The organism is Tateyamaria algicola (genome assembly GCF_047715485.1).
Classification (GTDB): domain Bacteria; phylum Pseudomonadota; class Alphaproteobacteria; order Rhodobacterales; family Rhodobacteraceae; genus Tateyamaria.
This window is the reverse complement of the sequence record NZ_CP180422.1, coordinates 381,045-396,465: the sequence shown is the minus strand read 5'-3', so window position 1 is coordinate 396,465 and position 15,421 is coordinate 381,045. Positions and strand designations below refer to the sequence as shown.

Sequence of the window (15,421 nt, the reverse complement as noted above, 5' to 3'; positions counted from 1 at the left end):
TGTTCGCGCCCCTGCACGGGCGCTAGAAGGGCGGCGCTGATCCCTGTTGCAAAGGCCCTGACATGGCGTCCGAAATCCGTCTTGCGTTCTCTCACCCGTCCGAACGGTCCGAGGCTACGGCCACCACAGCACCGCTGGATCGCATCTCGGTGCGCGACCACACGGTCGAGGTCGAGATCGGTGCCTTTCAGGCCGAACGCGGGGTCACCCAGCGCATCTGTTTCAACGTGGTGGTCGAGGTGCGGCCCCTCACAGGCCCCATCGACGACGATGTCGACCGCATCCTCAGCTATGACAAGGTGACCGAGGCGATCATGCACGAGTTGGCCGACGAACGGCTCAACCTGCTGGAAACGCTGGCCGAACGGGTCGCTGACCGCATCCTGATCGAGCCGCAGGCGATGCGGGTCTTTGTCCGTGTCGAGAAACTCGACCGTGGTCCCGGTGCCCTGGGTGTCGAGATCGTGCGCAGCCGTGGCACCGTCCGCCCCGTGAGCGTGGATGAAGACGAGGCGCTGCACCCCGAACTCGTGTACCTGTCCAACGCCGCCATCGCTTCGGACCACTTGAACGGCTGGATTGACCAGTTGGAAAAGACGGGCCGCCCGTTGATCTTCTGTGTTGGCCCCGACGCCACCGTCGCCCCGCAGGCCAGCCATCCGCTGGCACAGCGCCGCATCGACCTGCTGGCCATCGAACAGAATGCCTGGGTGCTCGCCGCGCGCGATGCCCGCTGCAAGGTGGTGGACACCCGGACCGAGCTTGATTGGGCCATGCGCAACGGTCAGATCTGTGTCTGGGCACCGTCCAAGATCGTGCTTGATGCGGTCGATGGCCCCTCGGCCAAGGGGGCGGATGCGGTGGCACTGGCGTCGTGGTTCGCGGCCACCTTCGATGCGCGCGAGATGCTGGTGATCGGGGATGACGGCCCCGTCGATGCGCCGGTGACCCTGCGCACCGTGCCTGCCACCCAAGCCCAGCTCTGATCCATGCGCTACCTGCGTCCGCTGATGCAAACCGGTCCCGTGCAGCCGCACGGGGCGATCCGCTGCGGCTGGTGCTGGTTCACCCATGTCGAAGTGCTGTCGCGCCGGGACGCAGCCCAGATCATCCCCGCCTCGGAGCTGACCGAACGCGAACGCGCGCAATTTGCTGGCCCGTGGGATGCGCCGCAGATCATGGGCATTCTCAACACCACGCCTGACAGCTTTTCCGACGGGGGCGCACATAACAGCCCGGTGGCCGCGACCGTTCATGGCCAATCATTGATCAAGGCCGGGGCGCATATCCTCGACATCGGCGGCGAATCCACCCGGCCCGGTGCGCAACCCGTTGCGCCGGAAGAGGAAATCGCACGCACCGCCCCCGTCATCCGCGCCCTGCGCGCCGCAGGTGTGACCACACCCATCTCCATCGACACGCGCAAGGCGGCTGTGGCCGAGGCGGCGCTCGCCGCTGGCGCAACCCTCGTCAATGACGTCTCGGGGTTCACCTATGATGCAGACCTTGCCCCCCTCTGTGCAGCCAAAGGTGCGCCGGTCTGCGTGATGCACGCGCAGGGCGATCCGCAAACCATGCAGGACGCGCCGCACTACGACAACGTCCTGCTCGACGTCTACGACTTCCTCGCCGACCGGATCGACAGCCTGATCGCCAGCGGCATCCCCCGCAGAAACATCATCGCTGATCCGGGCATCGGGTTTGGCAAGACGCTCGATCACAACCTCGCGCTGCTCAATCGTATCAGCCTGTTCCACAGCCTCGGCGTGCCCATCCTGCTGGGGGCCTCGCGCAAAAGGTTCATCGGCACCCTCGGGAACGCGCCGGATGCCGCACAGCGCAGCCCCGGATCGGTCGCCGTGGCCCTTGCCGCCATCGCCCAGGGCGTGCAGATCATCCGCGCGCACGATGTCGCCGATCACGCGCAGGCCATTGCACTATGGCGGGCTGCTGTGGCACATCCTTCTGCATGACCAAACTCTTCGGTACCGACGGCGTGCGTGGCACGGCCAACACCTCCCCCATGACCGCCGAAACGGCCCTGCGCATCGGCGCTGCCGTCGGGCGCTATTTCCGCCGCGATGGTGACAGCGTACACCGTGTGGTGATCGGCAAGGACACGCGCCTGTCGGGCTACATGTTCGAAAACGCCCTGACGGCGGGTCTGACCAGTACGGGCATGAACGTGCTGCTGCTGGGGCCTGTGCCCACACCGGCGGTGGGGCTGCTGACGCGGTCGATGCGCGCCGACCTGGGCGTGATGATCTCGGCCAGCCACAACCACGCCCACGACAACGGGATCAAGTTCTTCGGCCCTGATGGCTACAAACTCAGCGACGCCGCCGAGACCGAGATCGAGCGGCTTGTCGCAGACGGGGTCGAACCCGTTCCAGCCGCCAAGATCGGGCGCGCCAAACACGTCTATGACGGGCGCTATCGCTATGTGGAGCGGGTGAAATCTTCCTTCCCGCGCCAGATGCGGCTCGACGGGCTCAAGGTCGTGATCGATTGCGCGAACGGGGCCGCCTACAAGGTCGCGCCCGAAGCGCTCTGGGAACTGGGCGCGACGGTGATCCCGGTGGGCGTCGCCCCGAACGGGCACAACATCAACGACGGCTGCGGCTCCATGCACCCGCAAACGGCGGCCGAGGCTGTCGTGGCGCATGGCGCGGATGTCGGCATTTGCCTCGATGGCGATGCGGATCGTGTGATCCTGCTCGATGAAAAGGGCAATGTCGGCAACGGCGATCAGTTCATGGGCCTGATGGCGGCCCGCTGGGCGACCGAGGGCAAGCTGAAAGGCAACGCGCTGGTCGCGACGGTCATGTCGAACCTCGGGTTGGAACGGTTCCTGCAAGGGCAGGGCGTCGCGCTCGAGCGGACCAATGTCGGCGACCGCTACGTTGTCGAACGAATGCGCGCCGGTGGCTTCAACCTTGGGGGCGAACAGTCGGGCCATATCGTGATGACCGATCACGCCACAACGGGCGACGGGCTGATGGCAGGGCTGCAATTCCTCGCCGCGCTGGTCGATTCCGGCAGGAAAGCAAGCGAAGTGCTGCACGTCTTTGACCCCGTGCCGCAACTGCTCAAGAACGTGCGCTACAGCGCGGGCCAGACCCCGCTGGACATCGCGTCGGTCAAGACCGCCATCGCCGAGGCCGAGGGCCAGTTGAACGGCAATGGGCGCCTGCTGATCCGCAAGTCAGGCACCGAACCCCTGATCCGGGTCATGGCAGAAAGCGAAGACGAAAAGATCCTGACCGACAGCGTGGATCACATCGTTTCTGCGGTCGAGGCTGCGGTAAACGCTTGATTGGAGGCGCCCGTTCAATACGGTAGCGTCATTGAGACTCCAATCGATGGTGTATGTATGAAATCCGTTCTTCTTTCGCTCCCCGTTCTGGCCATGTCCGCAAGCGTTGCGCTGGCTGATCTCAAGGCCCAGGTGCTGTCGCCCTGGGATGGGAAAAAGGTGCCCGCAGGCCAGGAATGCGTGCTGCATGGCGGCAAAGGGTCAACCCCGCCGTTTCAGGCCACAGGCATTCCAGCCGGTGCCGTCTGGCTGATCGTCGAATACAACGACAAGTCGTTCAAGCCTCTGTCGCGCAATGGCGGGCACGGCACCATCGGTTATGCCGTCAGCGGCACATCGGCCAAGCTGCCGGCGGTGCCGGGCATGACGGCGCGGATGCCCAAGGGCGTACAGGTCATTGCAGCAGCCAAAAGCACGGGCGATTACGCCTCTCCCGGCTATCTGCCGCCCTGTTCCGGCGGGCGCGGCAATTCCTACGAGGCCGTGGTCAAGGCCGTGGATGCCAGCGGCAAGGTGCTGGGCAAGACCCGCATGAAACTGGGCAAATACTAGCGCTCAGGCGCGGCGGCGGCTGAACAGTCGCCGCAACGCGCCATACTGGCTCAGGCCCACGCCGATCAGGATCAGCGTCATCGCCAGCAACAGGCTGGATGGCAGCGGTTCGTTCAGCAACAGCGCGCCCATGATCACCGACCACAGCGGCACCTGGTAGTTGGTCAGGGACATGAACACCGGCCCCGCGCTGCGGATCACAAGGACACGCAGCATGTTGGCAGCCGCCGTCGGGATGAGGCCCAGAAATACGATCACAATCAACGTCTTGGTGTCGGGCAGGGGTGGCGGGCCTTCGGTGATCAGCGCCATGGGCACCGTAATTGCAGCGGCAATCAGCAACAGCACGGTGGACAGCCCGATCGGATCAACCGCGGGCAGGCGGCGCATCAGCACCGAGCTGATACCATAGCAGCAGGCCGCTGACACACAGGCCAGCCGACCCGCCGTTTCCAACTGCGCGCCCGAGCTTTCAAAGGCCTGCCCGCCAATCAGGACGCAGACCCCGACAAAGCCGATGACAAAGCCCAGCGTGCGCCGCCATGTCAGCCGCTCGCCCGGCACCAGGAAATGCGCCAGCGGCAGCACGATCAGCGCGACCGAGGCCATGGACACCCCCGCAAACCCACCCGTGGTGTATTGTTGCCCCCAGGCCAGCAGCATGAAGGGGATCGCCGTGCTGAAGCCCCCGATGGCCAGCACCGCGATGCGGGCAGATCGGGGCGGGGGGCGCTGGAACAAAGGGCGGCCCATGGTCTGCCAGATCACGCTCATCAACACGGCGGCGAAGACGACGCGGCCAGCGGCCAGCCAGAAGGGCGTGATGCCTTCCAGCGCCACCTCGGTCACCAGAAACGTCCCGCCCCAGGTAAAGCCCAGGGTGGCGACCATCAGCCAACTGACCCAAGTGATCCGTGGGCTATCGGTCATGCAGGGCCCGGCTGTCTTCAGGGGCTTCGTCACGCTCTGTCATGCCGTAATCGCGGATCACACCCGCCACGCGCAGGCGGTAATTGTCAAAGTGGATCTCGCGCCCCGCGCCTTGCGCTGCGCGATGTTCGGGCAGCTTGCGCCAATGCTCCAGCGCGGCCTCATCCTCCCAGAACGACAGGGATAACAGCTTGCCCGGTTCCATCAGGCTCTCGTAACGCTCGACCGAGATGAAACCGGGGATGTCGGTCAGATGCTCTTTCAACGCCGCCGCGCGGTTCAGATAGGGTGTGCGGTGGCCTTCCTTGGGCCAGACTTCGAAAATGACAGCGATCATGTGGCCCCTCCCGGCTTGGACACGCAGGTCAGCCATGTCCGGTCTTCTTTGAGAATGAATTTCTCTGATTGTGCAAACAGGTAATTCTCGCGGCCTAACGGATCGTCGGCCAGACGGGCGCGATACGCCTCGTAAGCGGCAAGGTTTTCAATGTGATAGATGCCGTAAGCTAGCGTTGACGATCCCTCGTGCGGTGCAAAATAACCCACAAGGTCCGCGCCGCAGCGCGGGATCGCCTCGCCCCAGCGCGCGCCATATTCGGCAAAGGCCGCGCGCCTGGTCGGGTCGATCTGGTACTGGATGATGCAAGTCAGCATTGTGCTCTCCTCCTGATGTGTCACCACCCTAGCGGATTGCGTGACGCGAATGCTTCGGCTATGACCAAACTATGAAAGAAGGTCCCGATATCTCCCGCATCGCCGCTCTGATGGGCGACCCGGCCCGCGCCAACATCCTGACCGCGCTAATGGATGGCCGCGCGCTGACGGCGTCAGAACTGGCAGAGGGGGCGGGGGTGGGACTGTCCACCGCCAGCGGGCACCTGTCGAAACTGACCGATGCCGATTTGATACGCCCCCGCAAGGAAGGGCGGCACAAGTACTTCCACCTGGCCGATGCCGAGGTCGCCTCTGTGCTCGAAGCGTTGATGGGCTTGGCTGCGGGGCGCGGCGTCAAACGGGTGCGCACCGGGCCGCGGGATGTGCAGATGCGCGCCGCGCGGGTCTGTTACAACCACCTTGCCGGCGCCATGGGAGTGCAGATGTATCAAAGCATGGTCGCGCGCGGGTTTCTGGCCGAAGAGGACACGGATGTCACGCTGACCGATGCTGGTGCGGCCTTCATCACCGACTTCGGCATCGACCTGACCGCCTTGACCAAGGCGCGGGCGCCGATGTGCCGATCCTGTCTGGACTGGAGCGAACGTCGCAGCCATCTGGCAGGCGGGTTGGGGCGCGCAATGCTGGCGCGGATGGAGGCCAACGGGTGGATGCGGCGGGTGCCGGGAGAGCGCGTGATCGACGTGACACTCCGGGGCAAGGACGGCTTTGGCGCGGCATTTCCCGATCACGGGTGCGTCTGATCCCCCCGGGCTTTGACGGCCAGCACCGTTTGTGTTGCATCGCAGGCCAATTCTGCGTCTGCTGCAGGCACCTTTCGGCTACATCGGACACGCCACATGACCGACCGCAAGCTATACCTCGGACCGCTGACCGACAGCCGACGCTGGGACAGCGTCCGCCTTCGCCCCGATGATGTGATTGTCGTCACACCGCCCAAATGCGGGACAACCTGGATGCAAACCATCGTGGCCCTGCTGTTCAGCGGTGACCCGGAGGTAGAGACGGACCTGACCATGAAAATGCCCTGGGTCGACATCCGCTTTCGCGAGATGGCAGAGGTGGCCGCACGGCTTGACGCGATGACCCAGCGCCGCTGCATGAAAAGTCACACGCCAATGGACGGGCTGCCGCTGGACCCGGATGCACAGTATATCTGCGTGTTCCGTCATCCACTGGACGCGCACCTGTCCTATCGCAGGCACCTGCGGAACATCCCAATGCCCTTTTTCGACGCCTGGTACCCCGAGGATGATGCAGATGGCGTCACCTTCCGGCGGTTTCTGGATGGCGGGCCAGAGGGTTTTGACGGCGATGCGATGCCGCTGGCGCACATCCTGCGGCACTACAAGGCGGCACTGTCAGTGGCGGATCGGCCCAACGTGTCGCTGTTTCACTATGCGGATATGAGCCGAGACTTGCCGGGCACCTTTGCCAGGGTGGCGCGGATATTGGGCGTCACACATGCCCCCGATCTGATGGATCAACTGGTGCAGGTGGCGCGTTTCGACAATATGCGCAGACATGCGGACCGCTACGCGCCCGGCGGGGGCAAAGGGTTCATGAAGTCGGACGCCGCATTCTTTCACAACGGGACCAGCGGCCAATGGGAAAGCGATCTGACAGCGGCAGAGGTGCGCGCCTATGACACCCTGATGGACAGGGAGCTGGCGCCGGAAGACAGGGCGTGGCTTGAATATGGATCAGCGGGCCGGTGACAAAACAGCCCGCATGTGACCCATATGGGTCGGACGGAGCGCGCATGCGCCGCTCCGTCCGGTGGTGTGCAACGTTTAGTTCTTGGCCTTGTCGACCATCTTGCCCGCCGAAATCCACGGCATCATGCCGCGCAGGGTTTCGCCAGTGGCTTCGATCTGGTGCTCGTCATTGATGCGACGTGTGCCTTTGAAGAACGGCTGACCCACCTGGTTTTCCGCCATGAAGTCACGCACGAACTTGCCGGTCTGGATGTCGGTCAGAATCGCCTTCATCCGGGCCTTGGTCTCGTCATAGGGCAGAACGCGGGGGCCGGACACATACTCGCCGTACTCGGCGGTGTTCGAGATCGAGTAGTTCATGTTGGCGATACCGCCCTCATAGATCAGGTCCACGATCAGCTTCACCTCGTGCAGGCACTCGAAATAGGCCATCTCGGGGGCATAGCCCGCCTCGACCAGCGTTTCAAAGCCCATGCGGATCAGTTCGACCAGACCCCCGCACAGCACGGCCTGCTCACCGAACAGGTCGGTTTCGCATTCCTCGCGGAAGTTGGTTTCGATGATGCCCGAGCGGCCGCCGCCAATGGCGGAGCAGTAGGACAGACCGATTTCCAGCGCGCGGCCCGATGCGTCCTTGTCGACAGCCACAAGGCAGGGCACGCCGCCGCCTTTGACATATTCGCCGCGCACGGTGTGGCCGGGGCCCTTGGGCGCCATCATCACAACGTCGATGCCCGCCTTGGGCTCGATCAGGCCGAAATGCACGTTCAACCCGTGGGCAAAGGCAATCGCGGCACCTTCACGGATGTTGTCGTGGACGTATTTCTTGTAGGTTTCGGCCTGCAGCTCATCGGGCATGGTGAACATGATCAGGTCGGCCCAGGCGGCCGCTTCGGCGATGCCCATGGTCTTCAGGCCTTCGCCTTCGGCCTTGGCGATGCTGGGCGAGCCTTCGCGCAGGGCGACGACGACGTTCTTGGCGCCGCTGTCACGCAGGTTCAGGGCGTGGGCATGACCTTGGGAGCCGTAGCCGAGAATGGCCACGTTCATGTCCTTGATCAGGTTGATGTCGCAATCGCGGTCGTAATATACGCGCATGTCGGATCCTCCGGGTTGGTTGCTGGGGTGGCTTATACGGACCCGGTGCGCTATCTGCACGGTTGCTATTTGCATATTTTTGGAACAATGAAGGTATGATCATTCATTGTTCTTCAAATATGCAGAAAAATCATGCTCGATGATGTAGACAGACGTATCCTGCGCCAGTGGCAGGCTGCCCCTGATCTCGCCCCTGCCGAATTGGCCGAGCGCGCGCGCGTCAGTGCGGGGCAGTTGGCCCGCCGTCAGGCACGGCTGCGCGAGGCCGGGCTGGTGCAGGGCGTTCAAGCCGTTATCGACTGGGCCGCGTTGGGCTACGCGGTCGAGGTGTCGCTGCGTGTCACGCTGGACAAGACCCAGGGCAGCGCCTTCGATCAGTTCATCGAGGCGGCGCGCGACGTGCCCGAAGTGATCGAGATACAGACCTTTCTGGGCCGCGTGGATGTGCGGCTGTCGGTGATTGCCCGCGACATGGCGCACTATCAGCACCTCTATCGCAGCCGTATCCTGACACTGCCCCACATCGCCGATATCGAGGCGCTGATGCATGTGGCCCGGATCAAGAGCGATGAGGCGCTGCCGCTATGATCGAACTCGACGACACGGATCGCGCCATACTTATCTGTATGGTGAGGGATGCAACCCAAGGGGCGGGGGCCATCGGGCGCGCCTGTGGTCTGTCCCAGCCCGCCGCATGGCGCCGTATCAAACGTCTGCGCGAGACGGGTGTGATCGCCGGTCAGCGTTTGCGGCTCGATGCGGAAAAGGTCGGGTTTGGCGTGACCGTGTTTCTGGGGGTCAAGCTGGCCACCAAGGGCCGCGTGAGCCTCGAAGATTTCGAACGTGCCGTCAGTGCCATCCCCGAAGTGCAGACGGTCGAACATGTGCTGGGCCTCTACGATTACCGCCTGCGCGTCGTGGCGCGCGATCTGCCGGATTTCGAGCGGGTCCTGCGCCGCCGCATCATGACCCTGCCCGGCGCGGGCGAAGTCGAGGCCAATGTGCTGCTCAGCGAAGAGCGCCGTCCCGGTCCCTTGGCCTAGGCAACGGGGTGGGCGAAGATACGTTATCGTATGGTTTGGCCAACCATGACCACCATCCGCGCAAAACATTTCCCATGGGCATCGTCCCCGCCGCGCTGCGGCGAATGTATACCGAGGTAGGCTTTGCCGTTCGCTGCGGCTCGCGATATGTCCGGATGCAAATCGAAAGGATGACATCATGGCTGCATTGCTGGACAGCGTTGACCCCAACGGGCTTGAAGAATTCTCGGTCGTGTTCACCGACCGCTCCCTCAACCACATGAGCACTGCATTTCAGGGCGTCATGAATGACATCTCCTCCATGTTGAAAGAGGTCTACGCGGCGGACGCCGTGGTGGTTGTGCCCGGCGGGGGCACCTTCGGGATGGAGGCCGTAGCCCGCCAGTTCGGTCGCGGCTCGGATGTTTTGGTCGTGCGCAACGGCTGGTTCTCTTACCGGTGGAGCCAGATTTTCGAGACCGGGGGGCTGACCGCCTCAACCACCGTGTTGAAAGCCCGCCAGACTGGCAATGCGTCTCCGTCGCCTTTCGCGCCCGCGCCCATCGACGAGGTGGTCGAGGCCATTCGCGCCCAGAAACCCGATGTCGTCTTTGCTCCGCATGTCGAGACCAGCGCGGGTGTGATCCTGCCGGACGCCTATGTCGCAGCCATGGCCGCAGCGGCCCATGAGGTCGGGGCGGTGATGGTGCTCGATTGCATTGCGTCGGGCTGTGCGTGGATCGATATGCGCGCCCTTGGCGTCGATGTCCTGATCTCTGCCCCGCAGAAGGGGTGGAGCGCGTCGCCCTGCGCCGGCCTCGTGATGTTGTCCGAACGCGCCGTGGAGCGGATGGAGACGACCACGTCCGACAGCTTCGCCATCGACCTCAAGAAATGGCACCAGATCATGCAGGCCTACGAAAACGGGGGCCACGCCTACCACGCCACCATGCCCACGGATGCCCTGCGCGATTTCCGCGACACGATGCGCGAGACGCAGGACTACGGCTTTGCCCGCCTGAAAGAGGCGCAGTGGAAACTCGGCGATGCGGTCCGGCAGATGCTGGCTGACAAGGGTGTGACCTCGGTCGCGGCGGAGGGCTTTGGCGCACCGGGTGTGGTCGTCAGCTATACCGGTGATCCCGACATCCAGACGGGCAAGAAGTTCGCGGCACAAGGCATGCAGATCGCTGCAGGTGTGCCGCTGCAATGTGATGAACCCGCGGATTTCCGCACCTTTCGTATTGGGCTCTTTGGCCTCGACAAGTTGTATGATGTGGATGGCACGTTGGCCCGCCTTGCAAGGGTGGTTGACCAGGTTTTGTAAGGCGCAGGTGTCCTGCGCCGAGGCCTGTCCCCGCGGGGACAGGCTGTTCGCAGCCCTAAGGGCGTGTTGAGCAATCTGTGATCGGGGCGCGATATCAGACCCTTGCGCGCCGCGCGCCCCGACAGCCAAATATTAACCGGGCAAATGGCACACTGCCCTCCGAGGCTGCTCGGACCCCCGTAAGGCGGACGTGTCGTCCGCCCCCGCTAGCCCTGAGAGACCGTTCCCAGCCCCAGCTGCATCAGCGTTTTGCGCAACGGTGTCACCTGGTGCAACGCGTTCAGCCCAAAGGCGCGGGCATCCCGTGCCATGGGCGATTTGGCCTGGCTGACCCGGTTCAGCAGATCGATCCCCGTCACCCGCATCGCGATGTCTCCAATGCGCGCTTTGTGATAGGCGTCGAGCATCTGTGCATCGCCCAAGCCTTCGGGCCGCGCCACGGCCAAGTCCAGCAGGGTCGCCGTATCGGCCAGCGACATGTTGAGCCCCTGTGCCCCGATGGGTGGCACCACATGCGCGGCCTCTGCAATCAAGGCCAGCCGCGTTCCGTTCAACCGCTCGGCCCGCTGGCTGATGATCGGCCAGATGCTGCGGCGTGAGGCGAGGGTGAGCGGCCCCAATATGTGACAGCTGCGCGCTGTCATCTCGGCCTCGAACGCCGCGACATCCAGCGCCATGCGTGCCGCGCTGAGCGGGCCGTCATCCATCCACACCACCGCCGAGCAGGGCAGGCCGTCACGGTCGGGCAGGGGCACGAGAGTGAAGGGGCCACCGGTCTGGTGCACTTCGGTCGAGACGTTGGAATGCGGGATCGGATGCGTCACCGCAAAGGCCAGCGCCTTTTGTCCATAGCGCCGTGTGCTTACGCCGATGCCCGCCGCCTGCCGCATGGGCGAGCCGCGCCCGTCCGCAGCGATCACCAGACGGGCCGAAACACGCGTGCCATCCGAAAGCCCCACGCGCGCCTCTTTCGTGCGCGCCAACAGGCTGTCTGTCCCGGTGCCGGGGCGAAAATCAACGTTGGGCAGCGCGCCCAGCCGCGCCACCATCTCACGCCGCAGCCGCCAGTTCGGAAAGTTCCAGCCAAAGGGCAGGTCGGACACGTCTGAGGCACGGAACGCCTTGACCTCGCGCGCCGCGCCGTTTTGCCCGCCCGCATCCACGATCTGCATCACGTCGAGTGCGGCGGCGTGGGGGGCAAGCGCCTCCCACAGGCCCGCGCGGTCAAGCAGCGTGCGCGCAGGTTGCAGCATCGCCGTTGTGCGCATGTCGGCGCCGTCGGCCTCGCGGTCGGTCACGGGTGGGGCCGGATCGACGCAGATCACGTCAAACCCGGCGCTGCCAAAGGCAGCTGCCGCGGTAAGCCCTGCAATGCCGCCGCCGGAAATCAGGATGTCACAGGATGTGAGTGCGCGCATGGTCTACCCCTTGTTTCACCTCAACCTAGGCGCATGGACGGGCAGGCCAAGGCGGCATCCTGTCCTACCCCTGCAAGCGTTTCAGGAATCCCGTCAGGTCATCGGTGTGGTGGTGGATGTGATCGTGATCCACCGGGTCGGGCGCCACATGCACCGTTTTCATTCCCATGGCGTGGGGCACGGCCAGGTTGCGCGGTTCGTCCTCGAACATCGCCCCGACGCTTGGCTCAAGCCCGTCGCGGGTGAACACCGCCTCGAACGCATGTTGGTCGGGTTTGGGGTGATAATCGGCATGTTCGACCCCGTAGATCGCATCGAACAGCCCCGACAACCCGCGCGCGGCCAGCACCTGTTCGGCGTAAGGCGCACAGCCGTTGGTGTAGACGATCCGCCGCCCCGGCAGCGCCTTGATATGCGCGGCAAGGTCGGGATCGGGCGTCAGCGCGTCAAAGGAGATATCGTGCACATCCGCCAGGTAGGGCACCGGGTCGATATCGTGTTCGCGCATCAACCCGGCAAGCGTGGTCCCGTGGGTGTGCCAGTAGTGCACGCGCAGGTGGTTCGCCTCGGCGTGGTCCACGCCCAGCGTGTCCATCACATAGGCTGTCATCCGCACTTCGATCTGGTCGAACAGGCGTACGGCGGGCGGGTAGAGCGTGTTGTCGAGGTCAAAGACCCAGGCCCGGACATGGGCAAAGTCGGAAGCTGGCATGGGCGCAGGTGTAGGGGTGTCGGAGGCGGCGCGCAACTGCTTGGGGGTTGCGTGTGTGTGGTGGTGGGTCCTAGGGTAATGGAAATCAATGACTTGCGAAGTTCTTCATGCCCAATCCACGCCCTTCGAACACGGACGCCTATTCGATGATCCTGGAGGCCATCGACATCGGCACCTATCGCCCCGGCGACCGTCTGGTCGAGAGTGAGCTGGCCGAGCGCTTTGGCGTGTCGCGCACGCCCGTGCGCGAGGCCCTGCAGCGGCTTGAGACGCAATCGTTGTTGTCGCGCGACGGGCGCAGCCTGATTGTTGCCTCGCTGGATCACAACCAGATGTCCGAGCTCTATGTCGTGCGCCGCGAGCTGGAGGGTCTGGCCGCGTCCTTAGCGGCCCGCCATGCCACCGCCGAAGAGGTCCGTATCCTGCGTGACATGGTCGAGGAGGACAACGCGCTGATCGGCGATCCGGCGGCCCTGTCCCGCGCCAATCGCCGTTTTCACAAGCAGATCCATCTGGCCTCGCACAACCGCTATCTGGTGCAGCAACTGGATCTGGTCCATCGCACCATGGCGCTGATGGCCACGACCTCGCTGGCCGCCGTTGGCCGCACCCGCATCGCCCAGAGCGAGCATGACGCCATCGTCAGCGCCATCGAGGCCAAGGACGAGGCGGCGGCGGGCGCGGCGCTGCGCGATCACATCTCGGTCGCGTTCATGACCCGCCTCAAGCAGGATGCGGATGCGCGCAAGGAAGAGGGCTAGCCCTGTGCGTGCCCGTGCTGGGTCTTGTCCCAGTAGAACGGGTCCGTCACCAGCTCGTAGAGCGCCTTGTAGCTGGCCAGCGCCCCGAGCGGGAAATAGAGCGGCAGGCTGAGCACCCAGGGCACCAGGTGGCGGTGGTCGCGGTCGGATACCGCCAGCATCCCGATGAGAATGTTGAGGATTTCGGCCGCGATGAAGAAGGTGGCCAGCGGCCAGATGATGCTGGGGCCCAGTGTCGTGATGACCGGGTGGGGAAGCCCGAAGGCGGGCAGCCAGAACGTCCAGAGCAGCGGCAGCGTGGCAAATTGCGACACGGTGGCCAGGAACATCGTCTGGATCCCGATGAACCGTTTGAGGCCCAGATCGCGCAGCAGCGCGCGGGGCCTGCGCATGTGGACGCAATAGGTGATGATGTAGCCCTTGATCCAGCGTGAGCGCTGTTTGACCCAGGGCCAGGCGCGGCAATTGGCCTCTTCGTAGGTGGCGGTGGGGATCAGTTCGGTGGTGTATCCCGCCCGCGCGAGCCTGATGCCGAGGTCGGCGTCTTCGGTCACGTTATGGGCGTCCCAGCCCCCGAGTTCCTCGAGGATGGGTCGGCGGAAGAACAGGGTTGTCCCCCCAAGCGGCAGCACCAGCCCCATCCGCGCCACCCCCGGCAGCACCAGGCGCCACCAGCCCGCATATTCGATGGTAAAGCAGCGCGCGATCCAGTTGTGGCGCGCGTTGTAGTAATCAAGGATGCCTTGCACGCAGGCGACCTTGGGTCCGGCATGGGCGAAATGCGTGACCACCTTTTCCAGTTGATCGGGTTCGGGCGCGTCCTCGGCATCCCAGACGCCGATGATGTCGCCGTTGCAGAAATCCAGCGCGTAGTTCAGTGCCCGCGGTTTCGTGGTGATTGTCCCGTCATCGGGCACTTCGATCACCCGCATCCAGCGCGGCAGATCAGTGCGCGCGAGTGTGGCGCGGGTGACGGTGTCCTTTGCCTCGAGCACCAGCACCACCTCGAGCAGGGCCTTGGGGTAGGTGAGTTTGGACAGGCGAGTGATCAGCGCCTCGGCGATCCGTTCCTCGCGAAACAGCGGCACCATGACGGATATGCGGGGCAACCGCCTGAGCGGCAGGGTGCGCAACGGCTCGGGCCGGGCGGGCGCGCGGTGGGTCAGTTGTGCGGCCAGGGCCAGCGCCTTGAGCGTCGTTGTCATCGCGAGGGTCAGGATACCCCAGCCGATCAGCCCGGTCACGAACGCGGCAGGAAACAGGAGGGCGAGCGCGGCAAACGTGCCAAAGATCAGGGCGAGACCGAGCGTGCCGATGGCGGCCTTGGGCGACCAGTTGCGGCAGCTGATCGCATCGGGCAACTGCGTCACGGCGCGGTGGGCCAGTTCAGCGCCGTGCAACCTGCCGATCACCGCATTGATCTCGTCCTGATCGGCAATCACGGGCAGGATGTCGGGGGCAGTGTCGGGCAGGCTTACGACCAGTGTCGCAAAGCGGTCGGGCCGCGTGGTCGCCACCAGCAACGTCGTACCGATCCAGCGCCAGGGCACCACGCCAAACCGCTGGCAAATCTCGGTGGGCAGGGCCGTTTTCATCAGCGGGCTGGGCGGGTTCACCGACAAATCGACACGGTCCGCATCATATTGTACGGCCAGAGCCGATAGCACGTCCTGCCGGCTGACATGGCCCTCTGCCACCAGAATTTCACCCAGCGGTGCGTTGATCTGGTGCTGTTGTGCCAGCGCTTCGAGAAGGGTGGCCTGACTGATGAGACCGGCATTGACCAACTGCCGCCCGACCGGCAAGGCCGGGCGTTCCCGCCGGATGACCGGGCGGGGGGCAGAAAGGCGTAAGAGTGGATCACTCATGAAACGGTCCGAACGTCAGGTTCG

Annotated in this window: 17 protein-coding genes; 10 read left to right on the top strand and 7 right to left on the bottom strand. The window is 64.4% G+C overall.

The genetic code is table 11. From position 1 onward, the window contains the following. Positions 1-62: 62 nt before the first annotated feature. From ACMHLQ_RS04300 to ACMHLQ_RS04285, 4 genes are read left to right on the top strand one after another with little or no spacing between them, the layout of a single operon-like run. Positions 63-986 carry a dihydroneopterin aldolase gene (locus ACMHLQ_RS04300; RefSeq protein WP_415403568.1) on the top strand — a complete coding sequence of 308 codons (924 nt, stop codon included), beginning with the start codon at positions 63-65 and terminating at the stop codon, positions 984-986. A 3-nt stretch (positions 987-989) separates the two neighbouring features. Continuing rightward, complete coding sequence (folP, locus tag ACMHLQ_RS04295; RefSeq protein ID WP_415403566.1) at positions 990-1,973, top strand: dihydropteroate synthase; 984 nt, start codon at positions 990-992, stop codon at positions 1,971-1,973. Continuing rightward, a complete protein-coding gene (gene glmM, locus ACMHLQ_RS04290) occupies positions 1,970-3,316 on the top strand; it encodes a phosphoglucosamine mutase (RefSeq protein ID WP_415403564.1) in 1,347 nt (448 codons plus the stop codon). The genes folP and glmM overlap by 4 nt, the downstream gene beginning before the upstream one ends. Positions 3,317-3,373: 57 nt before the next feature. After that, complete coding sequence (locus ACMHLQ_RS04285) at positions 3,374-3,868, top strand: hypothetical protein (RefSeq protein WP_415403562.1); 495 nt, start codon at positions 3,374-3,376, stop codon at positions 3,866-3,868. 3 nt (positions 3,869-3,871) lie between these two features. Here ACMHLQ_RS04285 and ACMHLQ_RS04280 read toward each other — a convergent pair whose 3' ends face one another. Genes ACMHLQ_RS04280 through ACMHLQ_RS04270 form a run of 3 tightly spaced genes read right to left on the bottom strand, consistent with a single transcriptional unit; the run spans position 3,872 to position 5,452 of the window. Further along, the gene (locus tag ACMHLQ_RS04280; protein WP_415403560.1) at positions 3,872-4,798 is read right to left on the bottom strand and encodes a DMT family transporter; all 927 of its coding nucleotides are present in this window, start codon (positions 4,796-4,798) and stop codon (positions 3,872-3,874) included. Continuing rightward, the gene (locus ACMHLQ_RS04275; RefSeq protein ID WP_415403558.1) at positions 4,788-5,135 is read right to left on the bottom strand and encodes an antibiotic biosynthesis monooxygenase family protein; all 348 of its coding nucleotides are present in this window, start codon (positions 5,133-5,135) and stop codon (positions 4,788-4,790) included. The genes ACMHLQ_RS04280 and ACMHLQ_RS04275 overlap by 11 nt, the downstream gene beginning before the upstream one ends. Next, positions 5,132-5,452 carry an NIPSNAP family protein gene (locus ACMHLQ_RS04270; protein ID WP_415403556.1) on the bottom strand — a complete coding sequence of 107 codons (321 nt, stop codon included), beginning with the start codon at positions 5,450-5,452 and terminating at the stop codon, positions 5,132-5,134. Before ACMHLQ_RS04270 ends, ACMHLQ_RS04275 begins: the two co-directional genes overlap by 4 nt. A 71-nt stretch (positions 5,453-5,523) precedes the next feature. On the opposite strand from ACMHLQ_RS04270, the gene ACMHLQ_RS04265 reads away from it, so the two are divergent. Both ACMHLQ_RS04265 and ACMHLQ_RS04260 read left to right on the top strand, forming a co-directional pair. Beyond that, positions 5,524-6,216, top strand: coding sequence for an ArsR/SmtB family transcription factor (locus ACMHLQ_RS04265; RefSeq protein ID WP_415403554.1), 693 nt, complete (start codon positions 5,524-5,526; stop codon positions 6,214-6,216). Positions 6,217-6,312: 96 nt separating this feature from the next. Beyond that, on the top strand, positions 6,313-7,191 hold the full coding sequence (locus ACMHLQ_RS04260; protein ID WP_415403552.1) for a sulfotransferase domain-containing protein: 879 nt from the start codon (positions 6,313-6,315) through the stop codon (positions 7,189-7,191). A gap of 75 nt (positions 7,192-7,266) precedes the next feature. On the opposite strand, the gene ilvC is transcribed toward ACMHLQ_RS04260, so the two are convergent. Then, on the bottom strand, positions 7,267-8,289 hold the full coding sequence (gene ilvC / locus ACMHLQ_RS04255) for a ketol-acid reductoisomerase (RefSeq protein ID WP_415403550.1): 1,023 nt from the start codon (positions 8,287-8,289) through the stop codon (positions 7,267-7,269). A 132-nt stretch (positions 8,290-8,421) separates the two neighbouring features. Between ilvC and ACMHLQ_RS04250 the strand changes: the two genes are divergently transcribed. From ACMHLQ_RS04250 to ACMHLQ_RS04240, 3 genes are all read left to right on the top strand, one after another. Beyond that, a complete protein-coding gene (locus ACMHLQ_RS04250; protein ID WP_415403548.1) occupies positions 8,422-8,877 on the top strand; it encodes an Lrp/AsnC family transcriptional regulator in 456 nt (151 codons plus the stop codon). Further along, complete coding sequence (locus ACMHLQ_RS04245) at positions 8,874-9,332, top strand: Lrp/AsnC family transcriptional regulator (RefSeq protein WP_415403546.1); 459 nt, start codon at positions 8,874-8,876, stop codon at positions 9,330-9,332. The genes ACMHLQ_RS04250 and ACMHLQ_RS04245 overlap by 4 nt, the downstream gene beginning before the upstream one ends. Before the next feature lie 178 nt (positions 9,333-9,510). Continuing rightward, positions 9,511-10,638, top strand: a complete 1,128-nt coding sequence (locus tag ACMHLQ_RS04240; RefSeq protein WP_415403544.1) for an aminotransferase class V-fold PLP-dependent enzyme — start codon at positions 9,511-9,513, stop codon at positions 10,636-10,638. A 206-nt stretch (positions 10,639-10,844) separates the two neighbouring features. On the opposite strand, the gene ACMHLQ_RS04235 is transcribed toward ACMHLQ_RS04240, so the two are convergent. Beyond that, the gene (locus ACMHLQ_RS04235) at positions 10,845-12,056 is read right to left on the bottom strand and encodes a UbiH/UbiF family hydroxylase (protein ID WP_415403542.1); all 1,212 of its coding nucleotides are present in this window, start codon (positions 12,054-12,056) and stop codon (positions 10,845-10,847) included. Positions 12,057-12,120: 64 nt separating this feature from the next. After that, positions 12,121-12,768 (bottom strand): pyrimidine 5'-nucleotidase, encoded by a 648-nt coding sequence (locus ACMHLQ_RS04230; protein WP_415403540.1) that lies wholly within the window; start codon positions 12,766-12,768, stop codon positions 12,121-12,123. A gap of 107 nt (positions 12,769-12,875) precedes the next feature. Here ACMHLQ_RS04230 and ACMHLQ_RS04225 point away from each other — a divergent pair, with 107 nt between their 5' ends. Continuing rightward, positions 12,876-13,529, top strand: coding sequence for a GntR family transcriptional regulator (locus ACMHLQ_RS04225; RefSeq protein ID WP_415403538.1), 654 nt, complete (start codon positions 12,876-12,878; stop codon positions 13,527-13,529). Here ACMHLQ_RS04225 and ACMHLQ_RS04220 read toward each other — a convergent pair. Continuing rightward, complete coding sequence (locus ACMHLQ_RS04220) at positions 13,526-15,397, bottom strand: glycosyltransferase (protein WP_415403536.1); 1,872 nt, start codon at positions 15,395-15,397, stop codon at positions 13,526-13,528. The two genes, ACMHLQ_RS04225 and ACMHLQ_RS04220, sit on opposite strands and share 4 nt — an antisense overlap. Between the last annotated feature and the right edge of the window lie 24 nt (positions 15,398-15,421).